The 20,049-nt window shown below is 50.9% G+C and carries 14 protein-coding genes; 6 read left to right on the top strand and 8 right to left on the bottom strand.

The window, feature by feature from the left end; translation table 11 throughout:
- Window positions 1–9 precede the first annotated feature (9 nt).
- Window positions 10–2,235: an acetyl-CoA hydrolase/transferase C-terminal domain-containing protein gene (locus G367_RS0121485; RefSeq protein ID WP_245556728.1), complete on the bottom strand. Its 2,226-nt coding sequence runs from the start codon at window positions 2,233–2,235 to the stop codon at window positions 10–12.
- Between the two features lie 6 nt (window positions 2,236–2,241).
- Window positions 2,242–4,497 (bottom strand): acyl-CoA dehydrogenase, encoded by a 2,256-nt coding sequence (locus tag G367_RS0121480; protein ID WP_281166132.1) that lies wholly within the window; start codon window positions 4,495–4,497, stop codon window positions 2,242–2,244.
- Between the two features lie 319 nt (window positions 4,498–4,816).
- Between G367_RS0121480 and G367_RS26295 the strand changes: the two genes are divergently transcribed.
- Window positions 4,817–4,990: a hypothetical protein gene (locus G367_RS26295; RefSeq protein WP_020415233.1), complete on the top strand. Its 174-nt coding sequence runs from the start codon at window positions 4,817–4,819 to the stop codon at window positions 4,988–4,990.
- Between the two features lie 24 nt (window positions 4,991–5,014).
- Here G367_RS26295 and rraA read toward each other — a convergent pair whose 3' ends face one another.
- The 3 genes from rraA to ppsA all read right to left on the bottom strand — a co-directional run bounded on the left by rraA (window position 5,015) and on the right by ppsA (window position 8,990).
- Window positions 5,015–5,494: a ribonuclease E activity regulator RraA gene (gene rraA / locus G367_RS0121475; RefSeq protein ID WP_020415232.1), complete on the bottom strand. Its 480-nt coding sequence runs from the start codon at window positions 5,492–5,494 to the stop codon at window positions 5,015–5,017.
- Between the two features lie 132 nt (window positions 5,495–5,626).
- Window positions 5,627–6,196, bottom strand: coding sequence for a L,D-transpeptidase family protein (locus G367_RS25835; protein WP_245556727.1), 570 nt, complete (start codon window positions 6,194–6,196; stop codon window positions 5,627–5,629).
- A gap of 430 nt (window positions 6,197–6,626) precedes the next feature.
- Entirely contained in the window at window positions 6,627–8,990 is a 2,364-nt protein-coding gene (gene ppsA / locus G367_RS0121470) for a phosphoenolpyruvate synthase (protein ID WP_020415231.1), read from the bottom strand.
- A gap of 204 nt (window positions 8,991–9,194) precedes the next feature.
- Between ppsA and ppsR the strand changes: the two genes are divergently transcribed.
- The 3 genes from ppsR (at window position 9,195) to G367_RS0121455 (ending at window position 11,890) form a co-directional block, all read left to right on the top strand.
- Window positions 9,195–10,022 carry a phosphoenolpyruvate synthetase regulatory kinase/phosphorylase PpsR gene (ppsR, locus tag G367_RS0121465; protein ID WP_020415230.1) on the top strand — a complete coding sequence of 276 codons (828 nt, stop codon included), beginning with the start codon at window positions 9,195–9,197 and terminating at the stop codon, window positions 10,020–10,022.
- A 73-nt stretch (window positions 10,023–10,095) separates the two neighbouring features.
- Window positions 10,096–11,424, top strand: coding sequence for an aminodeoxychorismate synthase component I (pabB, locus tag G367_RS0121460; protein ID WP_020415229.1), 1,329 nt, complete (start codon window positions 10,096–10,098; stop codon window positions 11,422–11,424).
- A gap of 172 nt (window positions 11,425–11,596) precedes the next feature.
- Window positions 11,597–11,890, top strand: a complete 294-nt coding sequence (locus G367_RS0121455; RefSeq protein ID WP_020415228.1) for a hypothetical protein — start codon at window positions 11,597–11,599, stop codon at window positions 11,888–11,890.
- A gap of 37 nt (window positions 11,891–11,927) precedes the next feature.
- Here G367_RS0121455 and cysB read toward each other — a convergent pair whose 3' ends face one another.
- The 3 genes from cysB to G367_RS0121435 form a co-directional block, all read right to left on the bottom strand.
- Window positions 11,928–12,899 (bottom strand): HTH-type transcriptional regulator CysB, encoded by a 972-nt coding sequence (gene cysB / locus G367_RS0121450; protein ID WP_020415227.1) that lies wholly within the window; start codon window positions 12,897–12,899, stop codon window positions 11,928–11,930.
- A 208-nt stretch (window positions 12,900–13,107) separates the two neighbouring features.
- On the bottom strand, window positions 13,108–14,010 hold the full coding sequence (locus G367_RS0121445) for a 5'-nucleotidase (protein WP_020415226.1): 903 nt from the start codon (window positions 14,008–14,010) through the stop codon (window positions 13,108–13,110).
- Between the two features lie 527 nt (window positions 14,011–14,537).
- Window positions 14,538–15,827: an NAD(P)/FAD-dependent oxidoreductase gene (locus G367_RS0121435; protein ID WP_020415224.1), complete on the bottom strand. Its 1,290-nt coding sequence runs from the start codon at window positions 15,825–15,827 to the stop codon at window positions 14,538–14,540.
- Window positions 15,828–16,055: 228 nt separating this feature from the next.
- Between G367_RS0121435 and G367_RS0121430 the strand changes: the two genes are divergently transcribed.
- Both G367_RS0121430 and G367_RS0121425 read left to right on the top strand, forming a co-directional pair.
- Window positions 16,056–17,390, top strand: a complete 1,335-nt coding sequence (locus tag G367_RS0121430; protein ID WP_020415223.1) for a glutamine synthetase family protein — start codon at window positions 16,056–16,058, stop codon at window positions 17,388–17,390.
- A 426-nt stretch (window positions 17,391–17,816) separates the two neighbouring features.
- Window positions 17,817–19,949 carry a M4 family metallopeptidase gene (locus G367_RS0121425; protein WP_020415222.1) on the top strand — a complete coding sequence of 711 codons (2,133 nt, stop codon included), beginning with the start codon at window positions 17,817–17,819 and terminating at the stop codon, window positions 19,947–19,949.
- Window positions 19,950–20,049: the final 100 nt, after the last annotated feature.

The raw sequence follows: 20,049 nt of genomic DNA, 5'->3' as shown, positions 1-20,049 counted from the left end.
GGCAACGACTTACTCCCAACGCAGTGGGCGGCGCCTGTCGATGTGATTCCGTAATGCAGCGGCAACAATGTAAGCTTCCAGGCGGTGCTCGTAAGTTTCGGTATGATCGTAACCCATTCGCGCCAAACAACGCTGTAACCACTCAGTGCCTGTCGACTTGTCATGCCACACTTTACGTCCCTGGATCACTGCCATCAGCATTCGCCACCAGCTGCGATCCGCCGCACGCAACTGCTGCAATGAGACTGCAAGCAGGGCCTCCTCATCAGTGAAATCTGTACCCAGGGGATAATAAGGCAATATCGCCAGTGTGCTTTCGACGGAGAAAATTTCAGTGATATGTTCCGGGGTGTTGTTATTAAAAGACTGCGGGATGACAAAACTCTTTTCGATTTTGCCGGCGAATTTTGCCTGCTCCAACAATACTGCCTGGAAACGGCTATCACAAATACTCAGCATGGAAACCATTACGTCCCGATCGGTTTTTCCGCGCAGGTCCACTGCGCCATATTCAGTAACCACTACATCGCGAAGGTGCCGGGGAATAGTGGCATGGGGGTACTCCCATACAATATTGCTCTCGCATATACCACCGCGCACACGAGTGCTGGGTAATGCAATCACCGAGCGTGCTCCCGGCAACGCAAATGCCTGAGCAACAAAATTGTACTGGCCACCCACGCCACTGACGACCTGGTTGTCCACCAGCGCATCTGAAACCACTGCGCCCCCCAGCGTGACCATCATGGCGGAATTGATAAAGCGAGCCTGTTTACGTTGGGCGCGCTTCAGTTCTCCCTGGGACTGCAGATCATTGGTGAAGTCAATGGCGGTCATATCAATTCCCGCGCGCTCATCAGGAGAAAGATCCCGCAGCTCCCGATACATTAATTCCGGCCCCAAGTAGAAACCTCCATGCAACCAGATCCCGCCGCGCAGTTTCTTATTCAGGCAGCTGCCAATCAGACGTCTGCGGCCATGCTCGCTGTGCAGGTCACACTCTTCTTCCTCACCGTCAGGCGTTAATAGCTTGTGCCCGCGCCAACTGTAGCTGGGGTCGACTATACCAAAGCGTTGTAAGAATTCTGTATCTTCGGGAGTGAGAGGACAACTGATACGACCTGCATTCTTCAATCCGAGCAAGGTTTCCTCATTTACGGTATGGGTGATTTCATCCCCATCCAACAACTGTTGCAGCCCAGCATCCTGATAAACCTCCCGGGACAAAACCCCCGCCCTGCGCAAGTGCAGAAAACCATGGGGCACCATTTCACTTGCGCCATACAAACCCTGCTTAAAACTTTCCAAAAGCAGCGGAAGATCTTTCCGGTAATGGAGTGATTCACGATCAACCAGTTTTTCAATGATACTTCTGTAATGGACATTTTCTTTATGCCGCAAACGCAGTGCATGGCAGACCGCATCTCCCAAAGCCCCAATACCCACTTGCAAGGTTCCTCCATCGGCGACCATGCTAGCAATATGGAATGCGATACTGTATTCGGTAAAGCTGACCGGGATAGCCGGGGCCGCGAATAAAGGGGTATCAAAAACCTCCCCTTCTAGCAGCAGGTCAAACTCACTCTCTTCCAATTCACTGCTACCGGTCATATAAGGCAGCTGCGGATTGACCTCCCCCACTAAGAACAACCGATGATCTTTCCGATTGGCTGTCAGTTTCAACAAAGGTAAAGTCAAATCGGGATTACAGCTCAAGCTGTAACGCCCTCCCCCCTCCATCGGTGCCACCATCTGGGCAATAACATTCACTCCAAAGCGCAGAAGATCTTCAGGCACCTGGGTGTAATTCGCACTTACATAATGTCGCTGGGCATAGTGATTTCCCAACAGTGCACCTGGCTCCATAAAGAATTCAATAACATTAATATTTTTTGGTAGATGTTCCTTTCTGCGTGGTGAGACATACCCCAGGTCCTGGTAACTACTGTATAAACGATCCAGTAATGGCTGGATAAAACGACGACTGATATCGCTGTCCCCCTGAGGCCGTTCCAGTGTGAGAGCCGTAAATATGGTCAGGGAAATTGAGGGATCGGCAACAGCGCGGGCATAAAGAGCGTTGGCAAAATGGTTGGCCTTACCAAGTCCAAGGGGTAAACCCAGTACAACCTTCTTGCCAACTTTTGCCAACAGAGCATCAATACACTCCTCGACACTGGCAAAGCGTCTTGGAGCCTCTTTGGAAGAGCCTTCCATGGAGTTTTTTTGTTCCACGTAGCGTTATTCTATCTTTCCAGACTCCTCCCCCAAATGCTCAAAGTGGTCGACCTGGATTGCCTTATCCACGGCATCAGCAGCATCACGCAAAGCATCAGCCTCTTCATCACTAATCAAATTACGCTGCAAGCCCTCATCCACACTCTCACGGCTCAGGGTACGCACTCCCCCTTTCTTGAGCTTTTCCCTAGCTCTCTCTGACGCGCAAACTTTTATAAATGCCTGCTCGACAATATCCACCCCATCACCAGGGTTGCCCAGGAATACACCTCTAGTGAGACGATCCCGGGTTTTAGAGGGAGTCAGCAATAATTCCGCGCAAGCATGAGCCTGGCGATCTGATGCGGTATGTACACTGTGTCCCCAGGGCATGGTTAGAAAATGCATAACCTGGCCGAGGAATGGTCGAGGAAAATTCTGAAAAACTTCAAGAAGATTCACCTCTATTTTGTGTAGTCCATCACGCATGGAGTATTCCAACAGGGGTAAATCATCCTTGGGGTTTCCGTCGTCGTAGAAGCGCTTCAAAGTGCAGCTGAGTAAATAGAGCTGGCTGAGAACATCTCCCAAGCGCGAGGAAATCAGTTCTTTTCTTTTCAACTCTCCACCCAGGCTCATCAAAGAAATTTCTGTTACTAAAGTGAGCACTGCCGAATAGCGATTCAATTGTCGATAGTATTTTGCTGCCCCGCCGACATTGCGAGGACTGCTGGCGAAAAGCCCTACTGTCCAGCCATGGAAAAACCCTCGTAACAGAGTCTTTACCTGGAACCACATATGCTTGGGCAATAACTTATCCAGCTGGTCCAAGCCCTCTTCTTCATCTGGATTCTCCGCCGCTAACATTTCATCCAGTAAGTAGGGGTGACAACGAACTGCACCCTGACCAAAAATCATCAGGCTGCGGGTCAGTAGATTTGCACCCTCTACAGTGATCGCTACCGGTACGGCACGGTAGGCATTCCCCAGGTAATTCAGGGGGCCATCCATTATCGCCTTGCCAGCATGGATATCCATTGCATCATTAACTGCATGACGCAATCCAGAGGTGGCATTAGCCTTCATTATGGCTGTAATTACCGCTGGCTTTCGTCCATGGTCAAGGGCTCGGGTTGTGGTTTTATGGGCACTATCGAGCACGAAGGCGATAGAAGCAATCTCTGCCAGGCGTCGCTGTACTCCTTCAAAACGCCCAACTGGCACATTGAACTGTTCTCTAATACGCGCATAGGCACCTGTGGTACGCGCCGCCATCTTGGCCCCGCCAGTAGACAGTGAGGGTAAAGAAATACCGCGCCCTGCAGCCAGGGCACTCATCAGCATTTCCCAACCCTTCCCGACATTTTCCTCGCCACCAATAATCCAATCCATGGGAATAAAAACATCCTTTCCCCAATTAGGTCCGTTCTGGAAAGATTGCATGGCTGGTAAATGACGCTGGCCAATTGTGATTCCGGGAGTATCGGTGGGTACTAGTGCAACGGTAATTCCCAGCGCTTCCTTGTCTCCCAAAATGTGCTCTGGATCGTAGAGTTTGAAAGCTAGTCCCAATACCGTGGCTACCGGTCCCAAGGTAATATACCGCTTGTGCCAGTTCACACGCATGCCGAGGACTTTCTCGCCCTTATACTCCCCATAACAAACCTCACCCCGGTCAACCATGGCTGCAGCATCTGAGCCTGCCTGGGGGCTGGTCAAGGCGAAACATGGGATATCTGTCCCGTCCGCAAGTCGAGGCAGATAATAGTCTTTCTGTTCCTGAGTACCATGGGATAACAGTAATTCTCCCGGGCCCAGGGAATTTGGCACCATCACCGTCACTCCCACACAATTGCTGCGGGTGGAAATTTTGGTGACTATCTCGGCATGTGCTGTGGGGGAGAACCCAAGACCACCGTATTTCTTGGGAATGATAATGCCAAAAAAGCGATTTTTTCTCAGGAAGTCCCAAACATGCTCCGGGATATTGTGATCGACAAAGCTGATCTGCCAGTCATTTACCATTTGGCAGAGTTCTTCTGTGGGGCCATCCAGGAATGCCTTCTCTTCCTCACTCAGCTCTGGCGGCCCCATGTCCAGCAGCTGCTTCCAATCAGGCTTTCCCGATAAAAGTTCGGCATCCCACCAAACCTCACCGGCTTCCATCGCCTCGCGCTCAGTCTCGGAAATTGGCGGAAGAACCCGCTTAATGACTTTGAGAAGAGGCCTGGTAAAGAACTTCTTACGCCATTCACTCATTTTTACCTTCCATACTGGCAGTAACGGCGAAATACCCTGCCATTTCCAACGGGATATCGAGGATTACCAAAGCACAATGATAGGTGACGTTTTCCGCTGGGGAGCCACGCCCTGAGGAAATGGATGACCCGCCGGAGAACGTTGAAAGCAGGGAGGTAAAGAGATGCGCCAGCTGACACCATTGTTCAGGAAAGTCTACCTATCCTTCAGTCGCTTTAAACGGGGTGAGCAACCCTGGCAAACAAACAATTCAACAAGTTCCGCGAAAAAAAAGTTCACCAAAAGGATATATATTTGTGCGCCAAAGACCGATAACAAAAAGTAGATTTAGGAAGTTCTTATGGAAGTTATTGTGACAACAACACTTATCAGTGTAGGGCTCGTATTCCCCCAAAACTCCATGCAGACCAGGCCGATAGTCGCTAGGACACGCTCTCCAGTGCAGGCAATTGCCTTTCCCACAGAAAAAGGGCTACACATATCGCCAATCGTTGCCTATAACGCCGCTGTGTAACTTGCTCAATCAGAGAATCTGACTTCAGGTTAGTGGCTTATCGGCAATGATAATGCCGTTATTATCAGCATAGAGATATTCTCCAGGGTGGAAGGTAGCGCCGCCAAAAGTAACTGCAAGATCTCTTTCGCCAACACCTTTCTTTTCGGTTTTCATCGGGTGGGTTCCCAGGGCCTGAACACCCAGGTCCAACGCAGATATTTCATCGACATCTCGGATACACCCATACATCACTATCCCTTCCCAGCCATTTGCCACGGCCTTCTCTGCCAACATATCCCCCAAACAGGCTCTACGCATAGAACCTCCCGCATCCACCACCAATACTTTTCCCTGGCCCGGCTCCGTCACCAGTTCACGCACCAATGAGTTATCCTCGAAACACTTAATGGTTACAATTTTTCCACCGAAACGCTCTCGGCCTCCGTAATTTACAAACATCGGCTCAACCACTCGCACCTCGTCGCCATGGGCATCGCACAGATCAGGAGTAGAAATTGGCATCAGCTATCTCACAGTTATTGGGAAAAGAGGAATGATAGCGATACTGGGGCAATGCTGGCAGGGAAACAAAAAAATACCGGGTATCACCACTGTTGATAATACCCGGCCAAGCCTTCGCTGTTACAAATTCATCTAGTGGGTTACCCTAACCGGAGTACCAACACGCACATGCCGATAAAACTTTCTCGCCATATGCGGGGGCATACGCACACAGCCATGGGATGCCGGGTATCTGGGTACACTGCCTGAGGCGTGCAAGCCGATTCCACCATTAAAACGAATATAATTATTCATTCTGGCCCCACGATACACAGTACCTGCAGGACGACGATGCTTACGGGTATTAACATTAGACCGCACTACGCGGCCCGAGCGCCTGTCGACATAACTACCGTAAATCGAAGATCGGTGATAGGGGTGCTTGGAAAGAACGCGGAAGTGTCCAGGGCGTGTGCTATAACCGCGTTTACCTGAGGATATCCTGGATACCCCTACTAACTTGCCACCTTTGTACAAGTAAGCTCGCTGTTCACTTAAATCAATCCTGATTGACGGGCTTCCTCCCCTCGCGGCAGCTCGGTCATCAAACCAGTTACCACCACGTGGCTTCGCTATTGCAGGGGGCACCGCCAACAATGTCAAAAGACATAACATCAGGAAGATGTGCAAAATGGGGATCTTTAATTGTCTGCTTAACTGCATAGCTCACCTCAACAACTTTATCTGCTTTGCTGAAGTGGATGGAAAGGGAAACAGCCCAACCGAATCCACTTTCAAGCTCAACCCGGGGATAATCCCCAATTTGGTGAATCAGTGCTAAAGCAAAATACGCGAATTTTTCCGGTTAACGCGCTGCCTCAGGACTCTTCCGATTCTATTGAGGTAAATACAAAGCCTTAGAATGAATAATTCTCTGGGTGAAAAAGCATAGAGGTTTGAATTTTTTAGATAGCGTGTGATCTGCAAGTCTCACACAAAGAATGCAGGACAAATTTCGAGGATATCGAGAGAAGCAGCAACAGAAGCCTAATTTTTGGCCAGGGGCGCTTTGCGTTTGTGCAAAAAAATTTTAGCCAGGTTTTAGACTGAAAAATAGAAAAGCGGCCCAATAAGGGCCGCATCGGCGAGGAAATTAGGCTTCCTCGTTCGCCAGGAATAGCCAGGTATCTACAGCGGTATCCGGGTTGAGGGAAACACTGTCTATCCCTTCATCCATCAACCAGCGGGCAAAGTCTTTGTGGTCAGAAGGGCCCTGACCGCAAATGCCCACATATTTGCCGGCTTTCTTACAAGCCTGGATAGCGCGGGACAGCAGAGCCTTTACTGCCGGATTGCGCTCATCGAATAGATCAGCCACCAGGCCGGAGTCTCGGTCCAGTCCCAAGGTGAGCTGAGTCAGGTCATTTGAACCGATAGAGAAACCATCGAAATGCTGCAGGAACTCCTCAGCCAGCAGGGCATTTGAAGGCAGCTCACACATCATAATGACTTTGAGTCCACCTTCCCCGCGGCGCAGGCCATTCTCTGCAAGCAGGCCAACAACTTCCTCAGCCTCTTCCGGTGTACGTACGAAGGGCACCATAATTTCAACATTGGTCAGCCCCATCTCATCGCGTACTTTTTTCAATGCGCGACATTCGAGAGCGAAGCATTGGCGGAAATCTTCAGAGCGATAACGGGCAGCGCCGCGGAAGCCAAGCATCGGATTTTCTTCACTAGGCTCATACAACTGGCCGCCAACCAGGTGTGCGTATTCATTGGATTTAAAATCTGACAAACGCACAATGACACGGTTAGGCGCGAAAGCAGCGGCCAAGGTGGCGATACCTTCAACCAGCTTCTCAACAATAAAGTCTTCAGGAGAAGCATAGCCACCAATGCGCTCACGGATATTCTGTTGCAGGTCCTCCGGCAGGCTGTCCAGCTCCAGCAGAGCTTTTGGGTGAATGCCGATCATGCGGTTGAGGATGAACTCTAAGCGTGCAAGACCTACGCCCTGATTGGGCAGGTGGCTGAAAGCAAATGCGCGATCCGGGTTGCCTACATTGAGCATAATCTTAAATGGCAGATCCGGCATTTCGGAAACTTCAGTTTCCTCACGCTGGAAATCCAGCTCTCCAGACATAACGAAACCAGTATCCCCCTCAGCACAGGATACGGTCACCGGAGTGCCGCTTTCCAGCAGCTCGGTAGCATTGCCACAGCCGACCACCGCGGGAATACCCAGCTCACGAGCAATAATGGCCGCGTGACAGGTACGGCCGCCACGATTGGTAACGATCGCACTGGCCTTCTTCAGCACTGGCTCCCAGTCTGGATCGGTCATATCCGTCACCAGGACTTCACCATCCTGCATCGCCGCCATATCTTCAACAGACTTCAGCTTACGCACCCGGCCGGCGCCAATGCGCTGGCCAATCGCGCGGCCCTCACACAATACCTCTCCACGCTCCTGCAGGCTGTAACGCTCAATACTGGTACCCTGATCGCGAGAACGAACTGTCTCTGGACGAGCCTGAACAATAAACAACTCACCGGTGTCACCGTCTTTGGCCCACTCGATATCCATCGGCCGACCATAGTGCTCTTCAATCTTGCGAGCTTGCACAGCCAGGCTGGTCAACTCTTCATCATTCAGAGCAAAACGCTGGCGATCTTCTTCTGCCACCTCAACAGTTTTAACAGAACGGCCGCACTCACCACTTTGGTCGTATACCATCTTGATTGCTTTACTACCGCGGTTGCGGCGCAAAATCGCAGGGCGACCAGTATCCAAGGCAGGCTTGTACAGATAAAATTCATCAGGGTTTACCGCACCCTGCACCACTGTCTCGCCCAAACCGAAGGCAGCAGTGATAAAGATTACATCGCGGAAACCGCTCTCTGTATCCAGGGTAAACATTACACCGGCAGCACCAGTTTCACTGCGCACCATGTGCTGAATACCAGCAGACAGGGCTACCCCCACATCCGCATAACCCGTATGTACCCGGTAAGCAATAGCGCGATCGTTATAGAGAGAAGCAAAAACTTCCTTAACCGCCTGCAAAACCGCATCAACTCCGCGGATGTTTAGGAAAGTCTCCTGCTGGCCTGCGAAAGAGGCATCCGGCAAGTCTTCTGCTGTTGCGGAGGAGCGCACAGCGACAGCCGTCTCACCACCGCCCAAAGCCTCGTATCCATCACGAATCTCTTTTTCAAGCTGAGCGGGGAATGGCGTTTGCAGAATCCAGTTCCGAATTTCGTCGCCGGCCTTCGCCAGTTCCACAACATCACCAACGTCCAGCCCTTTCAAACGCTCGGCGATTCGCTGCTCTAACTGTTCGTGGGCGAGGAAAGCCTGGAAGGCCTCCGCGGTAGTTGCAAAGCCGCCCGGTACACTCACGCCGGCACCGGCAAGTGAAGAGATCATCTCACCGAGTGATGCGTTTTTACCGCCGACCTTGTCGACATCGTCCATACCCAGTTTTGCGAAGTCGATGGTGAAGTTCGTCAAGTGAAGCCCCTCTGAAATCAGGTATTAGTGGGCGCTGATTATAAGGATGAGTCTTGTAAAAAATAGCCCGTAAAATACGTTGAAAATGTTGTAAATTTTCTACAAAAATTTCAGTATCACGGAATAAAAGACCTTTTGTCCCACCCCTTTTATACTGGGCGCCTTTTCGCCGCCCGGCAACCTGCCAACAGATAGAGAAGAATTATGGCAAAAGACAAGCGCACCGCTTTTTTCATTTCCGACGGAACCGGTCTCACTGTGGAAGCTATCGGTCACAGCCTTCTGGCCCAGTTCCAGGACCAGCATGTGGAACAGGTAACCCTGCCTTATATCGACTCTAACGAGAAGGTACAGCTAGCACTTCAGCGGATTGAAAAAGCTGCTAAAGAATCGGGCCTCCAACCGATCATTATTACCAGTATCGTTTCTGACCAGATCCGCGATCAGTTACACCAAAGTCCCGCCTTGATGCTGGATGTTTTCGAAAACTACCTGACACCATTAGCCAACCTGTTCGGTAGAGACCCGGCACAGACCGTCAATGTCTCCCACGGCATTGCCGACAACCGCCGCTATAGTGAGCGCATTGATGCGGTGCACTTTGCTATCGACAACGATGATGGACGCAGGGTTAGTGAGTTTGAGCAGGCTGACGTGATACTGCTCGGCGTATCCCGGTCCGGCAAAACGCCCACCTGCTTGTACCTGGCACTGCAGTTTGGGCTACGTGCTGCCAACTACCCCATTACCGAGGAGGACATGGACTCCACCACACTGCCAAAGATTTTGCGCCCTTATCGCCGCAAGTTATTTGGTCTGACCATAGATCCCAAGCGCCTGATGCAAATTAGGCAGGAAAGACGCGCCAATAGCCGCTACGCTTCTAAGGAGCAATGTGAATTCGAAGTGCGCCAAGTGGAGCAGATGTTGCGAAGGGCACAAGTGCCTTTTCTCAATGCCACACAGCTTTCAGTGGAGGAGCTTGCGACGCGCTTAATGTCACAAGCCGGTATCGAACGCAGAATTGACTAAAGAACCACGTGGACTTTTCACGCCGCCACAAAATGTGTAGTGTGCGCCGTCTTCCGGACAGCCATGTTTTGATATGCAAATTGTCTCCCTGCCCTATTCCCTGAACACAGCAGCGGCCTTTGCCGCAGTGGCCGACCTACCCGCACCGGTATGGCTCGACAGTGGCCGACCCATTGGTGGAGGCCGCTATGACATCATCAGCGCCGACCCCCTCAGCACCCTCGAGTTGCATGCAAATAGCCCAGCCCCCTTTTCACAGCTGGATGACTTGACCTGCGAGCTGTGCCCACAGGAGCGGGACTCGCAATTGCCTTTTTGCGGCGGAGTGATCGGCTATGCGGGATATGAACTTGGGGTAGAGGGCAACTATCTTCCATCGGACACCCGCCCTACCGATTTACCGGCAGGCTTTTTTGGTCTCTATGGCTGGGCTTATATCGCAGACCACCAATTAGGCAGCTGCCACCTGGTATTCCACCCAGCCTGCCCACCTCGACAAGTGCAAGAATTGACCGAGCGTTTTAACTCGATAACCTGGGAAAAGCCTTTGAACACGGCGGAGTTCCGCCTGCTGGCCCCATTTGAACATGAGTTCAGCGCTGAGGAATATCGCGCTCGGATTGAACGCATTCTCGAATATATCGCCGCAGGAGATGTCTACCAGGCAAACTTCACGCAAAGGTTTTGCGCCCCCTATGAAGGCGACCCCTTCAGTGCCTACCTGGCCCTACGCACACGGGTCGCGGGTCCCTTTTCTGCCTATATGGAACTAGCTCAGGGAAGCCTACTGAGCATGTCGCCGGAGCGTTTTATCCGCGCAGATGGCGACAGCTTGCGCACAGAACCAATCAAAGGCACTGCTGCCCGGGTTGCCGACCCGCTAGCGGACCAGAGAGCAGCCTTCACCCTGCAGAGGAGCCCCAAGGATCGCGCCGAGAACCTAATGATCGTAGATCTACTCCGCAATGATTTTAGTAAGTTGTGTCGTAAAGGCAGTGTGCGTGTACCAGAGTTGTTTCAGCTAGCCAGCTTCGCGAATGTTCACCACCTCGTTAGTGTTGTTACCGGCGAGATGTCAGAGGACTCTGCTTACAGTGACCTCCTCGCAGCTTGCTTCCCTGGAGGCTCGATTACCGGAGCACCTAAAAGGCGCTCGATGGAAGTCATCCGCGAGCTTGAGTCCAGTCCCCGTGGCATTTATTGCGGTAGCATCGGCTACGTCAGTAGCTGTGGCCGAGCTGACACCAATATTGCTATCCGCACTTTCAGTGCTAGCAATGGGCGCATAACCTGCGCAGCGGGCGGTGGCATTGTCGCAGACTCGGATCCTGCGGCAGAACATCGCGAATGCTTAGCCAAGGTGCGCCTGCTTTTAGATACCACTGAGCAGTTTTTACGCTAATAGGATTATGGGAAGCTGACAATTCCGCGTTTGGCACCAATTCCTGTAGTGAGACTACAGTTTTTGGTTATAGCCCTATCCTGGATCGATATTTCAATGTTATTAGACCTTCTGATAAATTCGTGGTTAATAGCACTAATTTCGGTGCTTATAACGGATCAAGGAATTTATTGTGAAGATCACACTGGTCAAAAAAGTACTCGCCGATGGCTCTCCCTGCGCCAAGTGCCGCGACGTGCAGGAAAAGCTGGAGGGAAATGATCAGCTCAAGTTTATCGACCAGACGCTGATAGCCGATGTGCGCGACCCACAGAGCGCCGGAATAAAAATCGCCCAGCAATACAAAGTAGAGCGCGCACCCTTTTTTGTCGTTGAGCGGGAAGGCCAGGAAGCGGTGATTTATACCGTTTATTTCAAGTTCGCTAAAGAAGTACTGCAACCAATGATTCAGGTAGAGGCCTCCTAGCCTCTACCTTTAAAGCATGGTCTCTTAAATAGCTGGACTAGTAAACTGGCAGTTCCATGCCAGAAAACAGCGCATCAACCTCTGCACGACTCCCAGCATGTGCCGCTTGATCAACCAGCTCACGGGTTAGATGCGGGGCAAATTGCTGGATAAATTCATACATAAAACCGCGTAGAAAAATTCCTTTTCGGAAACCAATCTTTGTCACGCTGGGTTCAAACAAATTGCTGGCATCCAGCGCTACCAGATCCTCATCCTCTCCATCCACTGCCATATCCGCCACAATACCAATCCCCAAGCCAAGGCGCACATAGGTCTTGATCACATCCGCATCAGCAGCAGTAAATACCACTTTCGGTGACAGTCCTTTTTCCAGAAAGGCCTCATCTAGTTTTGAACGACCAGTGAAGCCGAATACATAAGTCACTATTGGGTACTTTGCAACCTCCTCAAGATCCAGTTTGCTGGCCTGGCACAGGGGGTGGTCTTTCGGCACCAGTACACAGCGATTCCAGCGATAAACCGGCATCATCACTAAATCACTGAACAATTCCAACGCTTCAGTGGCAATTGCAAAATCCGCAGTGCCATCCGCTGCCATTTCTGAAATTTGCATTGGAGTGCCCTGATGCATATGGAGGGACACTTCCGGATAACGGGAAATAAACAGCTTGATAACCGGGGGCAATGCATAGCGAGCCTGGGTGTGAGTGGTGGCAACAGACAGACTGCCCTTCTTGTCATTACTAAACTCTTGCGCAACCTGCTTGATATTCTCAACCTTGCGCATGATTTCGCCGGCCGTCTTAAGAATTGCCTCACCAGCAGGGGTGACCCTTGTAAGGTGCTTGCCGCTGCGAGCGAAGATTTCGACACCTAACTCATCTTCAAGCAAGCGGATCTGTTTACTGATACCCGGCTGAGAAGTGTAGAGACTCTGCGCAGTAGCAGAAACGTTGAGATCGTGATGCGCCACTTCCCAGATATATCGCAACTGCTGCAGCTTCATAGGTCCTCCCTTACTATCAATCACCCCGCCCCAGAACGAGCGCAACCCTGACAGATAAATTGTTTGTTATAAAAAACACATTGAGTTATGCGCGAAAAGAATAGCAGCGAATTAGAGCCCGGGCCAACAGACAGATGAATATCCGGTGAAGAGGAGCTAGTGTCAATCGACTTTGAGAGATAAATCCCATTCTGGCGGGATTCTTTGATCAGGCTTCAGCATTGGCAATACCATGGGGCACATGTCCCGTGGCAACATGCTCCGCGGCTGAGGCACAATGTGTCGGCTGATCATCAAAAAAGACATCGGCCCCAAAAGCACGCAGGAACTCGCCTTTTGGCAACCCACCCAGAAACACCGACTCATCTACACGAATATTCCAGGCCCGCAGGGTGCGAATCACTCGCTCATGAGCCGGCGCAGATCGCGCAGTAACCAAGGCAGTACGAATAGGACAGGAATCCAGGCCGAATTCCGACTGGAGCTTTTGCAGGGCCTCAAGGAACCCTTTAAATGGACCCCCGCCAAGTGGTTCCTGGGCTGAAGCCCGCTCCGCCTTCGCAAAAGCGGCAAGGCCATCGCGCTTATAAATTCTCTCAGCCTCATCAGAAAAAATAACGGCGTCGCCATCAAATGCAAAACGCAGCACGTCATCCCGATACTCGCGACTCCCACCTGCCACCAAGGTAGCCGCAGCCACCCCCTGCTCCAGTGCACGCTGGACATCCAGCCCATCTGTAGACAGAAACAGATTACAGCCAAAGGGGCCGATATAGCGGTAAGGGCTCTCGCCATTACAAAAAGCTGCACGGGTAATATCCAAACCATAGTGCTCGATGGAGTTAAACACCCTCAAGCCGGTATCAGCACTGTTGCGGGAAAGTAATATCACTTCAACCCGGGGCTCTCCCTCTAGCAGCTCATTAATCTTTAAAAACTTCTCAACAAGAGGAAAAGCGTCTCCCTTATCCAGCACATCGTTCTCCCGGTCAATCTGGTAACGGGAAAAGGCTTGCAACCCCTGCTCCTCAAATACCTGGTGGCTCTCACCCAGGTTAAACAATGCACGCGAAGAAATTGCAATTACCAGCTTATCGGGTCGAGCATCCATTAAGGCCCCTCCACATACTCATGCCCAGCGGGCCTTGTGTTGCCATGCCACTTTTCCAGCAGGGCACCCAGCACCCGCCGTAAATCTTCCAGAGTACACTTAGACATACCTCTTGGCTCGCCACCAGCAATTGGGCATCGCTAACTTCCAAAACAAACTTTAGAAGACCGTTCAACTCATTCGGTGGGCATGCAACCTCTATACGCTGATAAATTTCCACCAAATGACCGATAAGCAGCCCGCCGCGCCGCCAATCCAACTCATAGGATTGAGCTCCCTCCCGCATAACTTAAGCCTGCAATGGAGTGTCTCATGATTATTGAAAAAAACAATGCTAGGGAGAGTCTACGGAAACCCCCATTACAAGCACAGCCAGAGTTAGAGACATAGACCGATCTCTTCGGGAGTCGAGTGGTATACAGGGGCCTTTCACGAGCAGAAGACTATAGAGATATCCACCAAGGAGATAATTGTCCTGGTCATCCTCGCTGGTGGCAAGACAAGGCTCCGAAATGCCGAGGTAGCAACTACCGCCCAAACCTATCCATCATACTGTGATAGAACATACCCAACACAAGCCCCGGCCAACGTAACAGGGTGCCGCCAGGAAAGGTATCTGTTGGTATCCTGGCCATAATATCGAAGCGCTCTTCGATCCCAGCAATTGCCTCAGCAAGGACCTTACCTGCAAACGTAGCCGTGGGGACCCCATGCCCGGAATACCCCTGACTGTAATAAATATGGGGTTCCAGCCTGCCCATGTGTGGCATGCGGTTTAAAGTAATTGCCAAAGCCCCTCCCCAGCCATACTCAATGTGAGTCCTCTCCAGCTGCGGATATACCTTCAACATGTTTTTACGCACAAACTTGCGAATATCAGCTGGGAAGCGAGTCGTGTAATTCTCACCACCGCCAAAGATCAAGCGGTTATCGCCTGAGAGCTTCCAGTAATTGATAACAAAAAGCGTGTCCTGTACCGCGTGATCGTTGGCAATCAACTCTTGTGCCTGTGAATCGGGCAAAGGCTCGGTGGCGATTACAAAGTTATTGATAGGCATTATCTTGCCTGCCATGCGCGGTTCGAGTTTACCTAAGTAAGCATTACAAGCCAGCACCACATTGCGTGACCTGACTCGCCCCTTGGCAGTTACGATCTCACAGGGACTTCCACCTCGATAACGCAGCACTCTGCTGTGTTCAAAAAGTTTTACCCCCATCCCAACACAGGCCGCTGCCAATCCCAGTGCATAGTTTAGTGGGTGCAGGTGCAACGAATCGCTATCAATTTGAGCTCCGAGATAACGCGTGGAGCCAACCAGCTCCTGTACTTCCTGCTCATCCGCGTATCGCACCCCCTGGTAGCCATAGCGATCCCGCAACAGCTCCGCTTCCTTACGCAGATAGTTATCATGACTGGGCTTGGCTGCCAGGTGCATAATGCCGCGTTTGAGATCACAGGGGATATTATGCTTAACAATTAACCGCTCAACTAGTTGCACCGCCTCGATACTGAACTTCCAGAGCCGGGCCGCAATATCGGCGCCAAACATTTCCTCCAGATCACTTTGGCAGCGGCGTTGGCCCACCCCAACATGACCACCATTTCTCCCAGAAGCGCCCCAGGATATTCGCTCAGCTTCAAGCACCGCAACCTTATAGCCTCTCTCAGCCAAGTGCAGTGCCGTAGATAGACCGGTGTATCCAGCGCCAATCACACAGACATCCGCCTCTATATCCCCATTTAGCAAGGGGTATTCGAGAGCCATATTGGCACTCGCAGCGTAGTACGATTCTGTATGTCCACTCAGCACTTTCATTAAAATAATTCCCTGAGCTGATAAGAGCGCCCGAAAAGCACTAACTTATAAGATTAGCAACAACACACTCCTGAATACTAACTCAGGCTTTTTGTCACAATCATAGTCAACCCTACACATTAATCTGCAGCGCCCTTTCCCCAGCCCTCGCTCACAACAACGCAAGCAGGCGCCCAAGCGTATACTGAAGTCACCACAGGGAGAGGTCATTTTACCTAAGGGGCTAAGATGCGGAAGATTACAAACTGGCTTGCAGAGCACCAAATCGCCGAGGTGGAGTGCCTGGTACCTGATATGTCGGGCAATGCCAGAGGAAAGTTCACCCCAACCGACAAATTCCTCACCCAGGACAGCCGCCTTCCGGAAAGCATTCTGGTTCAGACTGTGACCGGCGACTACGTCGATGAACATAACGAACTGGTAGACCCGGCCGATACGGATATGCTTTTGGTACCCGATCCCGATTCAGTTCGCCTAAACCCCTGGGCCAATGATCCCACTGCTCAAATTATTCATGATTGCTATACACGCGATGGTCGACCCCATCCGATTAGTACACGCAATATTCTCAAATTTGTTCTAGAAAAATATTCAGCTAAAGGGTGGAAGCCGATTGTTGCCCCTGAAGTGGAATTCTACCTGGTGAAACGAAATTTAGACCCGGATGAAAAACTTTCCGCACCCGTTGGTCGCTCTGGCCGTACAGAAAAAACCCGGCAATCTTATAGCATCGATGCGGCCAACGAATACGAACCTATCATTGAGGATATGTATGATTTCTGTGAGGCACAAGGCCTGGATGTGGACACGCTTATCCATGAGTCTGGCACCGCGCAAATGGAGATAAATTTTCTGCATGGAGACCCTTTACGACTCGCTGACCAGGTTTTCACTTTTAAACGGACAGTAAGGGAAACTGCACTGCGCCATGGAATTTATGCAACCTTTATGGCGAAACCGATGGAGGATGAGCCTGGCAGCGCACTACACTTACATCAAAGCGTCATTAATGAAAAAACCGGAAAAAATATTTTCACTGACAAAAATGAAAAAGAAAATGAAACATTCTTAAACTTTATTGGCGGCATGCAGAAATATACACCTGGATTTATCAGCTTTTTTGCCCCGAATGTAAACTCCTATAGACGTTTTACTCCGGAAATGGCTGCACCGACCAGCCTGCACTGGGGCTATGACAACCGCACAACTGGATTGCGAGTTCCCGACAGCTCCCCTCAAGGAAAAAGACTGGAAAATCGTTTTCCAGGAGCTGACTGCAATCCATATTTAGCCATTGCTGCCTCTCTCGCCTGTGGCTATTTAGGGATGATCAATAAAGTGGCACCCAGCGCACCTTACCAGGGCGACTGCTCCATGGAGCCCATCACCCTACCCCGCACGCAAGAACATGCCCTAAATCTTTTATTGGAGTGTGAAGAAGCAGCAGAAATGTTTGGCAGGAAATTCGTAAAAGCATGGAGTGCAATTAAGCGCGATGAATACGAGGAGTTCAACAGGGTAATTAGCTCATGGGAGAGGGAGTACCTCCTTCTAAATGTTTAACCTTAAAAATGATCACATTATTTTTTTAAAAATAATATTTAACTGGCACCCCACTCATTCAGCAGGAATAATTAGGCGTATCTTTCGGATTTCTCCGGCAGGATATTAATTGCTGATTTGTGACTACCTGAGCAAAAATATCGAAAACAATTCAAATATATAGGTTTATCATCACCTTTTTGTTGCCACTATGCGTACGCAAGGTAATCTCAGGTTGCCCGTTAAAATCGGGTAACAGGTTTGAGAAAGCGTACGTCATTACCGCATGTGCGGTCCCACCTCTGACGTCTGGTTATCTTCTGCTGTCTTACCGCACTAAAAGACCGGCCCGTACCGACCAGCCATTTTTTTGTAGTAACCCATAAGGGTATCTCCCGGCCCCGGACGTCCGGTTTCATATAAAAAGTTATAAAGGGAAAGCTAGCAATGAAACATCTAATAGGAGTTACCTGCACTTTAGCTTTGGCTATAAGTGCCCAGGCTGCCGATCGCATCCCCGCTACACCGGATATGCTCTCGCCGCAGACGCTAACCGCTGCCGCAGGGTCCGATATGGCTCTGGTAAAAGTCCGTGAGCGGACCCTCGGAAGCGGAAAAACTGTTGCCCGCTATCAGCAGACACATAAAGGCATACCGGTTTGGGGACAGACCGTAACCAGTTCAGGCCAGGGTTTAATTACTGAAGTTCACGGCGACGTTCTGACAGGACTGGAAATCGAAGTACCGACTGTCCGCGCATCTATTGACGGTGATAACGCCCTCGATCGCGCAATGAACCACCAGATTACTCAACGAGCCCAACAAGGAATTATGCAGGGAGCGTTATCCCTGCCAGTTCTGAAGCTGGAAGCCAAGAACCAGAAAAAAGAGCTGTTTGTTTACATTAATGAGCAAGATGAGGCTCGTCTCGCTTATCTGGTGAACTGGGTTGAATACGGCGAAGAACCCAGGCGCCCCTTCTACTTCATTGACGCCATGACTGGCGAAGTAATCAAGCACTGGGACGGCCTTACGTTCCAGGATGCTCAGGGCCCTGGTGGCAACCAAAAGACTGGCCGCTATGAATACGGCACTGACTTCCCCTCTATGGAAGTGGATGCCAACTGCCGCATGGATACCACTAACGTGGAAACTGTGGATTTGAACCACGGTACCAGCGGCGGCAGCGTTCACCAGTTCACCTGCCCTTATAATGATTACAAGGAAATCAACGGCGCCTACTCACCGCTGAACGATGCCCACTTCTTTGGAGGTGTGGTCTTCAATATGTTCAACGATTGGTATAACACCTCACCGTTGACCCAGAAGCTGCGTTTACGTGTGCACTATGGCAACAATTACGAAAACGCTTTCTGGGATGGCAGCCAAATGACATTTGGGGATGGCCGTAACACCTTCTACCCATTAGTCAGCCTGGATGTAACAGCACACGAGGTCAGCCACGGTTTCACCGAGCAGAACTCGAATCTTGTTTACAGTGGTCAGCCGGGCGGTATCAACGAAGCCTTCTCTGATATTTCAGGTGAAGCCGCCGAGTACTTCATGACCGGTAGCAACGACTGGCTGGTTGGAGCCCAGATTTTCAAGTCCAGTGGAGCCTTGCGTTATTTTGAAGACCCCACCCAGGATGGAAGCTCCATCGGCCATGCCGATGACTACTATAACGGCATGGATGTGCATTACAGCTCCGGGGTTTACAACCGCGCATTCTACCTGATAGCCAACACCTCTGGCTGGAATACCCGCACGGCGTTTGATGTGTTCGTCCTTGCCAATCAGATGTACTGGGGAACCAACTCTGACTATGACGAAGCTGCCTGTGGCGTTGAGCAAGCGGCTGTTGACTTGGGATACACCAAGGCTGACGTTACTGCAGCCTTCAATACTGTCGGTGTTACCTGTGACGATACTCCTCCCCCCCCTCCCGGTGAATTAGAAAATGGTCAGTCTGTGGATGGCCTATCCGGCAGCTCTGGTGATGAACTTCATTACACTCTAGAGGTTCCAGCAGGAGCTACTGGCCTGAGCTTTGCTATGTCTGGCGGAAGTGGAGATGCAGATCTCTATGTACGCTTCGGCGCTGCTCCAACTACTTCCAGTTACGACTGTCGTCCTTTCAGCGGGGGCAATAATGAGACTTGTGATATAGACGATGCAGACGTGCAAGCAGGTACCTATTACGTCATGGTACGCGGTTATAGTTCCTTCTCCGGTGTCAGCCTGGTAGGCAGCTTCACAGGTGACGACGGAGGTGGCAACTCAGACGGCTGGGAGGAAACTAACCTTTCCGGCTCTGCGAATGCATGGCAGCACTTCACCCTGGAGGTAGGCAGTGGTGCATCAACCTTGAATGCAACGATGTCAGGCGGTAGTGGTGACGCAGATCTCTATGTTCGCCATGGTTCAGCACCAACTCGCAATACCTGGGATTGCCGTCCATACAAGTGGGGCAATGATGAAAGCTGCAGCATCAGCAACCCGCAAAGCGGTACCTGGCATATCAGCATTCGTGGCTATCAGTCATACTCCGGTGTCACCCTGAGTGCTCAAGCAGAGTAAATATATCTGCTGAGGAGTTCGATTCCCTTGCCATACCAGCGGAACCGAACAATAAAAAAGGCAGCCATCAGGCTGCCTTTTTTCGCTTCAGGTTAGAGTC

The organism is Microbulbifer variabilis ATCC 700307 (assembly GCF_000380565.1).
GTDB lineage: Bacteria > Pseudomonadota > Gammaproteobacteria > Pseudomonadales > Cellvibrionaceae > Microbulbifer > Microbulbifer variabilis.
Note: the sequence above shows the minus strand (reverse complement) of the source record. Positions and strands in the feature narration are given on the sequence as shown.

Bases quoted from the DNA above. Each gene is read 5' to 3' on its own strand.
- G367_RS0121425 (WP_020415222.1), top strand. From the start codon at position 17,817: ATGAAACATCTAATAGGAGTTACCTGCACTTTAGCTTTGGCTATAAGT.
- G367_RS0121435 (WP_020415224.1), bottom strand. From the start codon at position 15,827: ATGAAAGTGCTGAGTGGACATACAGAATCGTACTACGCTGCGAGTGCC.
- cysB (WP_020415227.1), bottom strand. From the start codon at position 12,899: ATGAAGCTGCAGCAGTTGCGATATATCTGGGAAGTGGCGCATCACGAT.
- G367_RS26295 (WP_020415233.1), top strand. From the start codon at position 4,817: ATGGAAGTTATTGTGACAACAACACTTATCAGTGTAGGGCTCGTATTC.
- G367_RS0121445 (WP_020415226.1), bottom strand. From the start codon at position 14,010: ATGGATGCTCGACCCGATAAGCTGGTAATTGCAATTTCTTCGCGTGCA.
- G367_RS0121430 (WP_020415223.1), top strand. From the start codon at position 16,056: ATGCGGAAGATTACAAACTGGCTTGCAGAGCACCAAATCGCCGAGGTG.
- rraA (WP_020415232.1), bottom strand. From the start codon at position 5,494: ATGCCAATTTCTACTCCTGATCTGTGCGATGCCCATGGCGACGAGGTG.
- ppsR (WP_020415230.1), top strand. From the start codon at position 9,195: ATGGCAAAAGACAAGCGCACCGCTTTTTTCATTTCCGACGGAACCGGT.
- pabB (WP_020415229.1), top strand. From the start codon at position 10,096: ATGCAAATTGTCTCCCTGCCCTATTCCCTGAACACAGCAGCGGCCTTT.
- G367_RS25835 (WP_245556727.1), bottom strand. From the start codon at position 6,196: ATGCAGTTAAGCAGACAATTAAAGATCCCCATTTTGCACATCTTCCTG.